Origin of the sequence: Hwangdonia sp. (assembly GCF_048381975.1) — a bacterium.
GTDB classification, from domain to species: Bacteria; Bacteroidota; Bacteroidia; order Flavobacteriales; family Flavobacteriaceae; genus Hwangdonia; species Hwangdonia seohaensis.
The window spans coordinates 313215-327473 of the sequence record NZ_JBLWYT010000002.1; the positions used below are offsets into that span (position 1 = coordinate 313215).

Sequence of the window (14259 nt, forward strand, 5' to 3'; positions counted from 1 at the left end):
TTTCTAAGTATTTTTAGTTTGTTGATGCGACTTAATAGCAAAAGAGAGCTCTTTATCCCAAAACCTAACGTTTAAATCGTAATCATTCTCAGCATTGGTCTCTTTTGGCATAACAAATGAAAAGTTAACGAGCCGCTGTTTTCCGGGTTTGATAATATCGCCTGCTTCGGTAATTTTGGAATTCGCCCAATTGGGTAACTGCTCTTTTATGTGTTCGGTAACTTTGTCCATTGTATCATTAAAACCCTTGACTTTATCATCTCTAAATCCTTTTCCGAAAGCGCGACATAGCATGTCCATATCCAAAGCGGCCGCATGTTTGGCATTGGGAATTTGAAAATCGAGATTACCTAAATTGGTTACCGTAAAACTTACACTGTGTTTGGTACCCGGACTAGTGTTTTGAAGGGTAAATTCACTAGGTTGAACGGATATGTTTATCGAAGGCTGTACGACCAGCTGTATGTTTCGTTTTTTATTGCCTATTTCAATATAATGGTGGTAGGTTCCCGGTGGTGTTTCAGGTGGAAGGGCAAGCGACAACGATTGCAACCGGCTTTCTCCCGCCCGTAGTTTGGTGTTGACAAGAAGCGGAATGGTGTTGAGGTTTTTAGTGTTTTTAACCTTTGCGGGTTTTAGGTTTAAATGCCGCACCCGAGCCTTGGTTTCATTTTGATTATGTAACCGCACGGTTCCACTTAATCTTTTAGGAGTGCCATTTAAAACAATGGTATCGTCTCCAAAATCTATTTTTTCCATTAAGGAATTTGGCACTTTAGTTTCCATGTTTTATGTTTTTATGTTATCCCCAGTGTAGTCTTGTCTTGGTTTTGGAAAAGGGCGCACGTCGGGCTCGCAACAATCATCCTCACACAATTCGGCAGATGTAGGCACATAAGGCTCCGTAATAATCTGGCCTTCTCCACTGGTACAAATACTAAAAAACTCGACCCCAAGCATTTTAAAGCATATATTGGAATAGTTTGGGATGCGCACCCGATGTTTCATAAGGTCTTTAATATCTTGAAGGGTAAAACGTGGTAAGTTGAGAATTTCAACCTTATTGTCGGTAGCAACGGGTTCCGAGCTGTCGCCGGTAAGTTTTAAGGTGTTTGTGGTGTTTAAGCTTCCGCTGATTTTATTTTCAACACTTCCGGAAAGCTGCGTTTCTATTTTTCCGGAATGTTTGGCATCCATACCGCCAGATAATTCGGTATCAACATCAAAAGTGCGATCGGGGTGTAATACGTGATGATAATCGGTGGGTATTTTGGGCGTGCTCATGTGTTAGGAAATTTAAGATTAGCCCATTAAAGGTAATAAAAAAACTTGAAAGCCCAAGACGTAAATACCTAAAATTTAGAACGTTGGGTATTAAAAGTGGTGTAATAAAAGTGTGTAAAACAGATAAATTACACACATTAATCCTTAAAAGCCAACCAAAAAAACAGAGTCGTGCCTTTAAGAGATATAAAAGACCGTCCTTTTTTAATTCTGAATTTGCTTTTACGTTAACCGAACTTCCACCTTTGTTTTATGGCAAAAAAGGATTCGAAGAAACAGGTACCCTTAAGCCACCTCTTTCTTTAAATGAAATTGTAAAGCACCAGAAGGACAGCGCTTTATTTGGTTTATGATTCGTTCGGTTTCTGAGCCTTCTAAATTAATCCAAGGGATAACTGAAGTTCTAAACACATCGGATAATCCTTTTGCACATTTTTCGGCATGAATGCAAACACATGGTTCGTAGGTTACCAAAATGTCATTATTACTGTATTCGTTTTTGTAAGATTCCATAGATTTTCACGTTTTGGGTTATGAATTTCTAATAATTATTTTCTGAAGAGGGAATCGCTAAAATATTAAATTCTCGGAATGGATACGCTAATTTTATCAATATAGGAATAAAATCAAAAAATATTCGTTGATTTGTTAAAATTCAGAGGTAAAATGAAATTTTATATTTGGATATTTTTGTTGTGTCATCTGTAATGAAAAAGCCGAATCTGCTAAAAACACCAATTGATTTTGCTTGTCTTTAGCCAAAAAACGCTGTTTTATACGAACAAATTCTTTGTATTCGTCGCTATTCGAATTTTTGGGATCTACCCAACAGGCTTTAAAAACATTTAAGTTTTCGTAGGTACATTTTGCCCCGTATTCGTGTTCTAATCTGTATTGTATCACCTCGTATTGCAGGGCGCCTACGGTACCAATTACCTTTCGTCCGTTAAGCTCCAAAGTAAATAATTGCGCTACACCTTCGTCCATTAATTGATCAATACCTTTATAAAGCTGTTTTGATTTTAAGGGGTCGGCGTTGTTGATGTACCTAAAATGCTCTGGTGAAAAACTTGGAACACCTTTGTAATTAATGCTTTCGCCTTCGGTTAAAGTGTCTCCGATTTTAAAATTTCCTGTGTCGTGCAAGCCAACAATATCACCGGGATAAGAGACATCGACAATTTCTTTTTTTTCTGCGAAAAAGGCATTCGGACTGGAAAACTTCATTTTTTTGTTATTCCTAACGTGCAAATAAGGTTTGTTTCGTTCAAATTTACCCGATACAATTTTAATAAAAGCCAAACGGTCGCGATGGTTGGGATCCATGTTGGCGTGAATTTTAAAAACAAAACCAGAAAATTGCTTTTCGTCAGGTTTTACTAAGCGTTCTTCACTTTGTTTGGGTCTTGGTTTTGGCGCTATTTCAACAAAACAATCCAATAGTTCGCGTACTCCAAAATTATTTAAAGCCGAACCAAAAAATACGGGTTGTAGGCTTCCTTGTAAATATTCGTCTTTATCAAAATCAGGGTAAATGCCTTCAACCAATTCAATTTCTTCACGTAACGTATTGGCGGCTTTTTGGCCTACCAAAGTATCTAATTCAGCAGAGGACAAATCTGAAATCTCAACCGTTTCTTCAATATCTTTTCTGCTATCGCCGCTAAACAAATTAACGTTTTTCTCCCAAATATTGTATATGCCTTTAAAATCGTATCCCATTCCAATTGGAAAACTTAAAGGCACTACCCGTAATCCCAGTTTTTGTTCAATTTCATCTAAAAGGTCGAACGCATCTTTTCCTTCTCTATCCATTTTGTTGATAAACACAATCATGGGGATGTTGCGCATGCGGCAGACTTCAACCAGTTTTTCGGTTTGCTCTTCAACACCCTTAGCCACATCAATAACCACAATTACACTATCAACGGCGGTAAGTGTTCTAAAAGTATCTTCGGCAAAATCCTTGTGCCCAGGCGTATCAAGAATATTGATTTTAATCCCATTATATTCAAACGCTAAAACCGATGTAGCCACAGAAATCCCACGTTGGCGTTCAATCTCCATAAAATCACTCGTGGCGCCTTTTTTGATTTTGTTGCTTTTTACGGCACCCGCTTCTTGAATGGCACCACCAAAAAGCAGTAATTTTTCTGTTAGTGTGGTTTTACCCGCATCAGGATGCGAAATAATTCCAAAGGTGCGTCTGCGCTGTATTTCTTTTAAAAAACTCATAGAATATATAAATGGGTGCAAATATACTATGAGTTCTATTAATAGTAACAATAAAAATAATCGAAATACGGCTCTTTTTATTTTTATGATAAGATTAATGTCTTTTAAATAATTACTTGGTATTTTTGTAAAACAATGAAATGAGCGATAGCAAATTGTTGGTGTTAACCGATGTTTTTATTGCAAATTACATCTGACCCAAATAAAAAATAAACAAATGAAGATGAAAGAAGAACAGGTAATTCTCGTTAACGAAAAAGACGAACAAATTGGTTTGATGCCTAAAATGGAAGCCCATGAAAAGGCGGTGCTGCACCGTGCGTTTTCGGTGTTTATTTTTAATGACAACAATGAACTGATGCTACAGCAACGTGCCTTACATAAGTACCATACACCCGGACTTTGGACCAACACCTGCTGTAGTCACCAACGTGATGGGGAAAGTAATATTGAAGCTGGTAAACGCCGTTTAATGGAAGAAATGGGCTTTGTAACAGAGCTTAAGGAAACTACGTCTTTTATTTATAAAGCGCCCTTTGATAATGGGTTGACCGAACACGAATTGGACCATATTATGGTAGGGCATTACAATGATGAACCACATATTAACCCAGATGAAGTGGCCTCGTGGAAATGGATGGCATTGGAAGATGTAAAAGTAGATATAGCTTTACATCCAGAACTTTATACCGCTTGGTTTAAAATTATTTTCAGTAAATTTTACGAACATATAAATTTAGTTGATCATGAAGGTAACGGTTAGTAGAAAAGCACATTTTAACGCAGCGCACAGGCTGTACAATGCCGATTGGACTGATGCCCGTAACGCCACCGTTTTTGGTAAATGTGCCAACCCTAATTACCACGGGCATAATTATGAGCTCATTGTTTCGGTGAAGGGCGACATCCATCCGGAAACGGGGTTTGTAATGGATATGAAAATTTTAAAACATTTGATTGAAACTGAAATTGAGGAGCAGTTTGATCATAAAAATTTAAATGAAGAGGTTAAGGAGTTTAAAACACTAAACCCAACAGCAGAAAATATAGCAGTGGTTATTTACAATAAAATAAAACCAAAGATTGAATCTCATTTAGATTTAGAAATCACCCTGTACGAAACGCCACGTAATTTTGTGAGTTACTCGGGGGAATAGTCGATGTTATAATCTCGGTTTTTTAAAATTCACGGTGTATTGGAATTGTAATACACCTTTGATATATACTGAATTATTGAACGCTATTGTTTAATAATTTGCTTATTTTTGCACCTAAATAAAATTAGAAATTATGGCAAATGTTAGAAACCTAAAGAAAGATATAAACTATGTTTTAGGCGATATTATTGAAGCAGTTTATGTTTGGGAATACGAAAACACAGATAAAGACACCAAAAAAAGCGAAGCAATTATTGATGAAGCAATTGAAACGTTTGACGCTTTAATAGCTAAAGTAAATGCTAAAGATGTTGAAAGTCCAAAAGCCCACTTTAAGGCCATTAATACGGAATTGGAAGAAAAAGGTCGTGCGTTAATTGAAAAAATCAATAAACTCGGATAATTTTTATCGATGGAATTACACGTTTTCTGCGATTGTTAAAAATGCCGAAATGCTGTTCAGCTCATTTGTAATTTGAAAATGAATTCCAGTTAAGTTAGCTTTAAAACAAAAGCCTTTCGATTTTTCGAAAGGCTTTTGTTTTTTAATATCGTGTTTAGTTGTTTTTATCGGCTTCCTTTATTTCGTCAATAAAATCCTGTAATTGTTTGCCGTATTTTGAAGCTTTCACTTTCGGGGTTAAGGAATTATTAATGGTATCTAAAAAGTTAATTCGCGCATTGTAAATCTCAGTTAAGGCAAGATACGGAGATACCTCACTATCTTTATTGTTTATAGCAAAATTAACCGTAAATAAGTACTTTCGTTTTAACAGCCCATTGTATTCATTATCAATAGCGCTAATTTTTGACGTATCGCTTTCCATTTGAGCTTCAAATTTTTCTTTTATCAAATCTAAATTTCTACTATTTAGTTTAGAAATCATCTTTTGATATTCTTCCCACTTAGCCTGTTGTACAGAGCCTTTAATTTTGGCATCAAAAACAAAATTTTTAAGCGTGGTGTTAATTTCGGTAATGCCTTTATCGGCGAAAAAAGCTATCGCGTCATCTTCATTCGTGTTTTTGTTTAGGAACAGATAAAATACTTCCGGTGATTCTAAATCGCTGTGCAATTCAAATTCGGCGTTTCCATTAATTTGTATAGAATCTACAGTTATAAGTGCGGTGTCTTTTACTTTTTTAAGATATACAGTTCCTTTTTTTAGACCTTTAATATTAGTTTTAACTGTTAACTCAGGTTGTTTGGCACAGGAAACGGTTAAAATAAGTAAGGTTAAAAGCGACAGTCTTTTCATAGTTTATTTTTGAATTTTTAGAAAAAGCAAATATCTTAATAATTATAGATTAAATACTAGCAGCAGCACATAAATTATAAAACTTTATCTGTATTAAAATTATGTTAATATAGGCAACTTTAAAAAAGTTTGGCACGGATATTGTTCATTGGTATGTGATTGCATTCTAATAAAAAGTTTATTGAGTGGTTACTTTAAACTTAAAAAATGTAATTCATATTTTTGGTTGGTTAGTTAGTAAAAAAGCATCTTATTTAAGATGCTTTTTTTATGCGCATACATGTATTTCATCGATGAAATACATGTTTTAATCTTTAAATGTTAAAGTTTAGTGTATTTCGTCGATTTATTATGTTTTTTATCGTGGTTGTATGTTTATTAATTATATATTTGGTGTGTACTAAATAACATACTTTTTAGTTCAATGGATTAATTAATTAATATTTGCATTATGTTGTTGAGATAGAGACCCTAAATCTACTACGTAATTAAAAAAGCAAATTGAAAAGAAACCGAGTTTGAGGGAACTCGGTTTTTTTGTGCTTCAATTTTAGGTATAAGTTTATTTTGTATAAATTCGCTTATAATCCTTATTTATGAAACTTTATTCAAGCCTCTTTTTACTGCTGTTTAGCTTTTTTTCTTTTGCACAATTGCCCGATGGATTTACTTATGTAAAAGATGTGATTACCGATTTGGATGTAGAGTTAAGGTATAACACATCGAATAATTTTTTGGGTAAACCTGTTGATGGTTATCATTCAAACAAACTTATTTTAACCAAGCAAACGGCGCAGGCTTTAAAGTTGGTTCAAGAGGAGTTACAGAATAAAAATTTATGCTTAAAGGTTTACGATGGCTACAGGCCACAACGAGCTGTAAATCATTTTGTGCGTTGGGCAAAAGTTTTGAATGACACCATTAATAAATCACGCTTTTATCCGAATGTAAAAAAAAGACATCTATTCAAAAAGGGATACATCGCCAGTAAATCGGGGCATAGTAGAGGTAGTACTGTTGATTTAACAATTGTTGATGGCAACACGGGAAAGCCATTGGATATGGGAAGCCCGTACGATTTTTTCGGAAAAGAATCCTGGGTTGATTATTCCGGCATTACCAAAAAGCAAAAAGAAAACCGGCAGCTTTTACAAGCCGTTATGCTAAAACACGGGTTTAGAAACTACCCCAAAGAATGGTGGCATTTTACCTTGCGACACGAACCGTTTCCTAAAACTTTTTTTGATTTTCCTATTGAATAGAAAAGCGGTTCCCTTAAAAGGAAAACCGCTTTAACTCTATTTGATTGCTGTTGGTTTTATTCTTTATCCAAGTTTTTGGTCATATTAAAACCTATAAATAATGAGGCCCCCGCTGTTAAGAAAATTGTTGCAGGATATACTTCTTCCCCCAAGTTCGTATTGTTATATAATGCTGTAGCTAAAAATATGCCGATACCAATACCCATTAATAACAATGCCAAATTTAAAATGAGCACTTTCCAAATGGGAGCGGTTTGGGTTCTGCCTTTCACAAAAATACTGGCGTCTGCACCTTTTTCAATGAGTGCTAAACGTTCTTTATTACGTGTTGAAAAGTATAAATAAAATACTCCGAAGATTGCACCAAATATAATTGGTATGATAATTAATTCTGATCCCATAATGTTTCGTTTTTAATTGATTAATTTTAATGTGTTCATAGCTTATGACGATACGTTTTTAATTTTGGTTACGGTTTTTACTAATTTTTTTTTTCAGGGATGTGTAACCTAAAATACAATAGAGTCGTCTTACTTAAAAATGACCACCAACGACCAAGATTATATCAACAAAATTATAAATGGCGACGCTAATGCATTTTCTGTTTTGGTTGATCGTTACAAAGACTTGGTATTTACTTTGGCGTTGCGCATGCTAAAAAATAGGGAAGAAGCCGAAGAGGTATCGCAAGACACCTTTATTAAAACCTATAAATCGTTGCATAAGTTTAAAGGCGATTCTAAATTTTCAACGTGGATATATAAAGTCGCTTATAATACGAGTTTAGATAGAATTAAGAAGAACAAAAAGCATTTTAATGATGTTGCCATTGATGAGTTTACCGAGCATCAAATAAAAACCATAGATCATGCTTTAGATAAAATGGAACAAAAAGAGTATCAAAAAACCATACAAGATTGCTTAACTTTATTGCCAAATGATGATGGCTTTTTACTGACACTGTATTATTTTGAAGCCCATTCTTTAGAAGAGATTTCTAAAATTGTCGGTATTACGGCTAATCATGTGAAAGTGAAGATTTTTAGAAGCCGCAAAAAATTAGCGACTATTTTAAAGCAAAAATTAGAACCTGAAATAATTGAGTATTATGAAAGAGAACGACGATAAACATTTAGATAATTTTACCAAAAAGATTGTAGAAAAAGCTGCTTTAGAGCGTCCTTCTATTCATTTTACTTCAGAAATAATGTCTCAAGTTGCAGCGTTAAATAAAGGTGGTGTTACAACGTACAAGCCTTTAATCTCCAAAAAAGTTTGGACATTAATCGCTTTAAGTTTTATGGCGCTTTGTGTGTATTTAATTTTAGGATCGGAAACACAACAAGAAGGTTGGTTTGGCACGTTAGATTTTAGCATTTTATCAAACAACAAATTTACCCATGCTTTATCCGGTTTTACAATGTCTAAAACCTTAATGTATGCAGTTGCGCTTTTTGGATTAATGCTTTGTATTCAAATCCCGTTTCTTAAAAATCATTTTGATAAACGATTGGAAATGTAATCTTCCAACTTCGGTCTTCTAGCTCCAGACTTTTAATACCAACGTTTCTTTTTCTTTTTGGAAGCTTCACTTTTGCGCCCTTTTTTGTGTTTACTTCCTGTTTTTTTTGATTTGTGGATAATAGGTTTCGCCTTTGGGTCTAACGGATACGGATGATTTTCTTCAATAGGAATTTGAACATTTATTAACTGCTGAATTTTTTGCACATAACTTTTTTCATCGGCAGAACACAACGAATACGACATACCTGTTTGTCCGGCACGACCCGTGCGCCCTATTCTGTGCACATAGGTTTCCGGTACGTTTGGCATATCAAAATTTACCACGGCATCCAATTCATTGATATCAATACCGCGTGCCGCGACATCGGTAGCTATTAAAATATTTACATACCCATTTTTGAATTTTTTTAAAGCCTCTTGTCTTAAATTTTGCGCTTTATCGCCATGAATGGTTTCAACTTTATACCCATTTTTTATAAGCGTTTGCTCTAGTTTATCAACGCCAAATTTGGTGCGTCTAAAAATTAGAATATTGCCTTTTATGGTGTTTCGCAATAAATGTAAACACAGCTCAATCTTATTGCGCTTTGGCACGTAATACAATACCTGACTCACATTTATAGCGGCCGATGATGTTGGAGACACTTCAACGCGCTCGGGCGATTTTAAAATGGTATTGGCAAGCTGTTCTACTTTATAGGGCATTGTTGCCGAGAAAAGAAGAATCTGTTTCTCCTCCGGACATAAACGCTCAATCTTTTTAACGTCATCAATAAAACCCATGTCGAGCATTAAGTCGGCTTCATCCAAAACCAAGGTTTCAACATAATCTAAATTAATCGTATCCTGTTTGTGCAAATCCAGCAATCGCCCAGGTGTGGCAATAAGAATGTCAACACCTTTGTTTAATACATCTTTTTGAGGCTCGATAGACGTGCCGCCATAAATTACGGTAGAGCGTAAATTGGTGTTTTTGCCATAAACCTTAAAATTTTCATTAATTTGAATGGCCAATTCCCGTGTGGGACTTACAATAAGCGCTTTTATCTTTTTTCCTTTTTTGGGCGCATCTTGTTTATCAAACAACAATTGTAAAATGGGTAGGGCAAAGGCGGCCGTTTTTCCTGTGCCGGTTTGTGCCGAAGTAATCACATCTTTTTTATCTAAAACAAGCGGAATGGTGCGTTCTTGTACTAAGGTTGGGTTGTCGTAACCGGCTTCGGCAATGGCTCTTAAAAGTGGTTTGTTAAGTTGTAAATCTTTAAATGACATTTATAATAATTTGCAGCAAAGATAGATGAAATTTAAGCGATGGCTTTTTTTATTTTCATGGCATTCCACGCGCTATTTACCGCAATTAATTTGGTTGGTTTTAAGCGGTAATCGCCTAAAAAATCCCAATCAAATTCTTTATGCAACTCTGAAATCTCTTTTTTGGTAGTGCCATTGGGGTAAAACACCCAGATAATAGAAGTGTCCAAAATTCTTGGAAACAGCGTCAACATTTCATTGATAAACTGTTCCTTTGTTTGGGTAAATACCAAAGCGCATTCCACATAAGATGTAATGACTATAGATTCGGAGTAATTAATGTCGTTAAAAGTATTGACAAATGATTCGGGTTTGTTTAAAATATAAACATCCTTAAACTTATAGAGCTTTAATTTATTTACCAAATTGTGCATAGCTTAAAGATACAAAAAAACGGAATAATTAAGTTTTTATAAACTTAACTTTTTTTTGAATGGCCAAAATAAAAAACGAAGCAGCCATTGTTTTTTATTCGTGTTGTTTATGGTTTTTAGCAAACCCTAAAAGCAGTGCTCTTTTCTTTTGTGGTAAGGCCTTATGGTTTAATACGGCGTTTATATGTTGCGGGTTTTTGTTTTTTGAATATAGCAGTTGAAAAAAATCGCAAATACTAATACTGCTTTTATCGTGCTCGATACATTTAAGTTTGTTGCCTGTTTGCACCAAGCCTTCGTGCAAAACGCGAACATAAGTTCCGGGAAAACCGTAGTTTATAAATTGTTGTATCACCCGTTGCGAGCCGAACTTTACGCCAAATTTAAAACAGGGTTCCCTGGGTTGGGTAACTTGTACCAAAGCGTCTCCAATTTCAAAAACATCGCCAATAAAAAGCTTGGTTTCGTCTAGGTTTTTTACGGTTAAATTTTCACCAAACATACCATAGTTCCAATCTAAATTCGGATATAGGTTTTTCCAATAATCATAATGGTTTTCCGAAAATAAATAGCAAGCTTTATAAATGCCACCGTGTACTTTTCTATCTGAAACTTCATCATTTTTTACAGTTTCTTTTCCCAAATAAATGGGTATATTGGTTGGCGTTTTGTAAATACCGGTTTTGATTTTTTTACCGTTCCAAATAATGGTTGTTGGTTTTGCTATGTTTGTTGAGTTGATTTTCAAAAGGGTTAGTTTATTCGACTTGTTATATAATCGTTTGAATATTTTATGTCTAATGAAAAACCAATTTCGACATTTTTTCCGATAAAGTCAAATCTCAAAATTTATACTTAAAACCAAACACATAACTTTTGTTACTTGCTGAAAATGCAATGTCTACATGCTTTTGCATATAAGGCGAGGTAAATAAATAGGTGCTGCCAATACCAACGGCGGCTCCGGCCAAAACATCCCATTTGTCGTGCCAGCCATCGGGCCCTTTCATACGGCTAACCCCAACAATGGCGGCTCCCAAATAGGCCCATTTGCCGTATTTCCAACCATAGCGACGTTGGATAAAAGAGGCTCCAGAAAAGGCAGATGTGGTGTGTCCGGATGGAAAAGCATCAAATAAATTACGCCCTTCGGGACGTTCTTTTCGTATTATTTTTTTGAGTGAATGGGTCACAATAAAACCTGTGCCGTAGGAGAGGGCAAACTGCTTTGTGCCTTCCCAATCTTTTTTGATTATGGTGGTTAAGCCCGCTATAACGGGCAATCCTATTTGTAAAACATCGCCGGAACCTTCTAAAACGTATTCCCATTTTTCGTGGGTTGAATTGGGCTCTGGAGCCTGTGAATAGCTAGAAATTACAATAAAAAAGAAGCCGATAAAATAAACATATAAAGCTTTATACATTTAAGGATTTTGGATTGGTCAATTAATAATATAACAAAAAAAACAATGAGTTATTGTACGTGTCGGACAATGCAATTATCATGTTAATACCTTATGAGGCTACATTTTTAAAGTGTTCCATGCTTTTAAAATATCCTGCTCTGTATTGAGTAGTGTTTTAGGGTTTTTTTCATATTCAGCTCTTTGCTCATTCGTTAAAGCATCAGAATACCACCAATCGTACATGTCTTTAATAGATGTTTTTAAATTTCTAAAAGTTAAACCAGTCGCCCGTGACTTTGTGTTGGAAATTCTTGCTGAACCATAGTTTTTCCCAACTGATGGAATCCAAGGAACTAAATAGTTAATCCCGTTTTCTTCAAGAAAGGTGTAATCGTCAATATTGGTAATAGTAGCGGTTTTAGGGAAGGTTTCTTTGGCTTCGTTTACAAATTCAACCATCGTTTGTTTTTCCTTTGGGCCAACGGCATTGTAAATTCCTGTATGTTTTTGTTCTGCTAAGCGAATCATGAATTCTGCAACATCTCGCACATCTATATATTGTACGGGATCTTCTTTTTTTCCGGGAACCAAAATTTCGCCACCTTTTGCCAAACGAATGGGCCAGTGTATAAAACGATTGGTTTTATCTCCAGGTCCAAACATATAAGTCGGCCGTACAATAACGGAGCGTTCCTTTCCGAAAGCTTTAATGGTTTCATTTTCCGAATTGGTTTTCATTACGCCATAATCGTACTCTAATTTTTCATAGTTATGCCCAAAGGTTTCAGGTGCTTCGGTAAGTGTTGTGGTGTTCTCGGTTATATGGTCTCCCAAATAGGGATAATAAACACCGGTTGATGACGTGTATAAATAAAGTTTGGCTCTGTCTTTTAATAAGTTTGCGGTGTCTTTTGTCCATTTTACCTGTCTTCCGGAATTGTCAATTACTAAATCCCATGCACCTTGTTCCAAAGCTTTTAAATTATCATTTCTATCACCAATTAAATGTTCAACTTGATTAAACAATTCTTTATGAACAGTCGATTTTGTTTTTCCTCTGGTAAAAATAGAAACCGAATGCCCGCGTTTTAAAGCATAAGCAATTTGATGCGGCCCTAAAAAACTGGTGCCGCCCAATATTAATATTTTTAATTTTTTTGAACTTACATTCGAATTGCATGCCAACAAGTTTGAAGCCAATAACGGAATGGCTATTCCGGCAGCAGTGCTTTTTTTGATGAAATCCCTTCTGCTTTTTGAGTTTTCCATGGATAAAAGATGATTTAATTAGTGCTCAATATATATTTTTTATTGCGAATTGCTGCCAATAATAAAGAGGTAATCGCCCAAATCGTTTTCATAGGATTTTATGATATCGTCAATTTTCTGGGTTTTAATATCGACTTTTAATTGTTGTAAACCCATTTCAACTTCTTCCGCATGGGCAAGTGATGAAAAAGACGAAATACCCTGTCTTACATGTGGGTTTAAATACAGTTTGGGGTGGTGTTTACCGCTGTATAAAAACAAATCCTTTAAGTCTGGTTTTATGCTGTACAATTCAGTCTTAATTGTAGCAAATCCTACCTGCGTCATAATGCCTTTAACGGTTTCCAATGCAGGCATTTGCAACATGGAATCCTTCATCATTTTAGGGAAATAATGATTTAACCAATAGCCGGCCATTTGTTTTGGTGTTGAGGTGAAAATCACCAAATTACCAGTTGTTTTTAACACGCGGTGCAGTTGGGTAAATCCTTTTTCTAAATCGGCCCAATGGTGAATGGTTAAACTGCCAATAATACCATCGATACTTTTGGAATCAAGGCTTAAAGTTTCGGCTTGCCCAAGTTTCCATTCAACATTTGGGTTTTGTAGTTTCGCTTTTTCAAGCATTTCTTTTGACGGATCGATGCCAATAAAACGGTAACCTTTTTGCTGTAATATATTTGTGTAGTTACCGGTGCCGCAACCAATATCTAAATACAAACCGTTTGGTTTCGGGTTTAAATGATGCCACAAACGCTCCACAAGATAATCGTCCGCTTTTCTTGTGGCGTTGTAATGTGTGCTAATGTCATCATATTTGGCTCGCATGTTATTCGGTATAAACCTGTCCACGATGCGGTTTTAAAGCATCTCTAATAGGTTTCATTTGGTCTTCTGCAACAACCATAAAAGCTATGGCGTGCACATCTGAAATGGTCTCAAAACCAGTGATGTTTAAATTCAGTTTTTCCAATTTAATATACTCTTTTAAATGAACTTCGTGATGTTCGGCAATTTTTAAAGCATCCGGACCACGAAAATCCCAAATAAGTTTTAGTTTACGCATCATTTGTAAAAATTAAAAAACAGATGTTAAAAGTAAGGTTATATAATGAAAAAGCGTAATATTTCAACTTTTTAAACGTTTGTTAAAGCAACTTGTATTATAGGTTTATATT

The 14259-nt window shown here is 35.3% G+C and carries 19 protein-coding genes; 6 read left to right on the forward strand and 13 right to left on the reverse strand.

All coding sequences use genetic code 11. From position 1 onward, the window contains the following. Positions 1-3 precede the first annotated feature (3 nt). From ACN5J7_RS05295 to ACN5J7_RS05310, 4 genes are all read right to left on the reverse strand, one after another. Positions 4-786 (reverse strand): hypothetical protein, encoded by a 783-nt coding sequence (locus ACN5J7_RS05295; protein WP_311941610.1) that lies wholly within the window; start codon positions 784-786, stop codon positions 4-6. A 3-nt stretch (positions 787-789) separates the two neighbouring features. Then, positions 790-1284, reverse strand: a complete 495-nt coding sequence (locus ACN5J7_RS05300; RefSeq protein WP_311941615.1) for a hypothetical protein — start codon at positions 1282-1284, stop codon at positions 790-792. Between the two features lie 285 nt (positions 1285-1569). Further along, positions 1570-1797 (reverse strand): (4Fe-4S)-binding protein, encoded by a 228-nt coding sequence (locus tag ACN5J7_RS05305; protein WP_316982292.1) that lies wholly within the window; start codon positions 1795-1797, stop codon positions 1570-1572. A gap of 135 nt (positions 1798-1932) precedes the next feature. Beyond that, positions 1933-3519 (reverse strand): peptide chain release factor 3, encoded by a 1587-nt coding sequence (locus tag ACN5J7_RS05310; protein ID WP_418603100.1) that lies wholly within the window; start codon positions 3517-3519, stop codon positions 1933-1935. Positions 3520-3742: 223 nt separating this feature from the next. On the opposite strand from ACN5J7_RS05310, the gene idi reads away from it, so the two are divergent. The 3 genes from idi (at position 3743) to ACN5J7_RS05325 (ending at position 5079) form a co-directional block, all read left to right on the forward strand. Then, positions 3743-4282: an isopentenyl-diphosphate Delta-isomerase gene (idi, locus tag ACN5J7_RS05315; protein ID WP_311941926.1), complete on the forward strand. Its 540-nt coding sequence runs from the start codon at positions 3743-3745 to the stop codon at positions 4280-4282. Then, positions 4266-4676, forward strand: coding sequence for a 6-carboxytetrahydropterin synthase (locus tag ACN5J7_RS05320; RefSeq protein WP_311941624.1), 411 nt, complete (start codon positions 4266-4268; stop codon positions 4674-4676). Before idi ends, ACN5J7_RS05320 begins: the two co-directional genes overlap by 17 nt. A 133-nt stretch (positions 4677-4809) precedes the next feature. Further along, the gene (locus tag ACN5J7_RS05325) at positions 4810-5079 is read left to right on the forward strand and encodes a hypothetical protein (RefSeq protein WP_311941627.1); all 270 of its coding nucleotides are present in this window, start codon (positions 4810-4812) and stop codon (positions 5077-5079) included. Between the two features lie 154 nt (positions 5080-5233). Here ACN5J7_RS05325 and ACN5J7_RS05330 read toward each other — a convergent pair whose 3' ends face one another. Next, complete coding sequence (locus tag ACN5J7_RS05330; RefSeq protein WP_418603101.1) at positions 5234-5935, reverse strand: DUF4369 domain-containing protein; 702 nt, start codon at positions 5933-5935, stop codon at positions 5234-5236. A gap of 596 nt (positions 5936-6531) precedes the next feature. Here ACN5J7_RS05330 and ACN5J7_RS05335 point away from each other — a divergent pair. After that, positions 6532-7197 (forward strand): M15 family metallopeptidase, encoded by a 666-nt coding sequence (locus ACN5J7_RS05335; protein ID WP_311941633.1) that lies wholly within the window; start codon positions 6532-6534, stop codon positions 7195-7197. Positions 7198-7253: 56 nt separating this feature from the next. Here ACN5J7_RS05335 and ACN5J7_RS05340 read toward each other — a convergent pair whose 3' ends face one another. Beyond that, entirely contained in the window at positions 7254-7598 is a 345-nt protein-coding gene (locus ACN5J7_RS05340) for a DUF6249 domain-containing protein (protein ID WP_311941636.1), read from the reverse strand. A gap of 139 nt (positions 7599-7737) precedes the next feature. Between ACN5J7_RS05340 and ACN5J7_RS05345 the strand changes: the two genes are divergently transcribed. Further along, the gene (locus ACN5J7_RS05345) at positions 7738-8325 is read left to right on the forward strand and encodes an RNA polymerase sigma factor (protein ID WP_311941639.1); all 588 of its coding nucleotides are present in this window, start codon (positions 7738-7740) and stop codon (positions 8323-8325) included. Then, positions 8306-8719 carry a hypothetical protein gene (locus ACN5J7_RS05350; protein WP_311941641.1) on the forward strand — a complete coding sequence of 138 codons (414 nt, stop codon included), beginning with the start codon at positions 8306-8308 and terminating at the stop codon, positions 8717-8719. Before ACN5J7_RS05345 ends, ACN5J7_RS05350 begins: the two co-directional genes overlap by 20 nt. A gap of 32 nt (positions 8720-8751) precedes the next feature. Here the strand turns inward: ACN5J7_RS05350 and ACN5J7_RS05355 are convergent, their stop codons facing one another. From ACN5J7_RS05355 to ACN5J7_RS05385, 7 genes are all read right to left on the reverse strand, one after another. Further along, positions 8752-9993: a DEAD/DEAH box helicase gene (locus ACN5J7_RS05355; RefSeq protein WP_311941644.1), complete on the reverse strand. Its 1242-nt coding sequence runs from the start codon at positions 9991-9993 to the stop codon at positions 8752-8754. Positions 9994-10025: 32 nt separating this feature from the next. Further along, complete coding sequence (locus ACN5J7_RS05360; RefSeq protein WP_311941647.1) at positions 10026-10406, reverse strand: hypothetical protein; 381 nt, start codon at positions 10404-10406, stop codon at positions 10026-10028. A 94-nt stretch (positions 10407-10500) separates the two neighbouring features. After that, positions 10501-11154: an MOSC domain-containing protein gene (locus tag ACN5J7_RS05365; protein ID WP_418603102.1), complete on the reverse strand. Its 654-nt coding sequence runs from the start codon at positions 11152-11154 to the stop codon at positions 10501-10503. A gap of 94 nt (positions 11155-11248) precedes the next feature. Further along, on the reverse strand, positions 11249-11830 hold the full coding sequence (locus ACN5J7_RS05370) for a phosphatase PAP2 family protein (protein WP_418603103.1): 582 nt from the start codon (positions 11828-11830) through the stop codon (positions 11249-11251). 99 nt (positions 11831-11929) lie between these two features. Further along, a complete protein-coding gene (locus tag ACN5J7_RS05375) occupies positions 11930-13081 on the reverse strand; it encodes an NAD-dependent epimerase/dehydratase family protein (RefSeq protein ID WP_418603104.1) in 1152 nt (383 codons plus the stop codon). Between the two features lie 39 nt (positions 13082-13120). Beyond that, a complete protein-coding gene (locus ACN5J7_RS05380) occupies positions 13121-13909 on the reverse strand; it encodes a class I SAM-dependent methyltransferase (RefSeq protein ID WP_418603105.1) in 789 nt (262 codons plus the stop codon). Position 13910: 1 nt separating this feature from the next. Further along, a complete protein-coding gene (locus tag ACN5J7_RS05385; protein ID WP_311941662.1) occupies positions 13911-14150 on the reverse strand; it encodes a hypothetical protein in 240 nt (79 codons plus the stop codon). Positions 14151-14259: the final 109 nt, after the last annotated feature.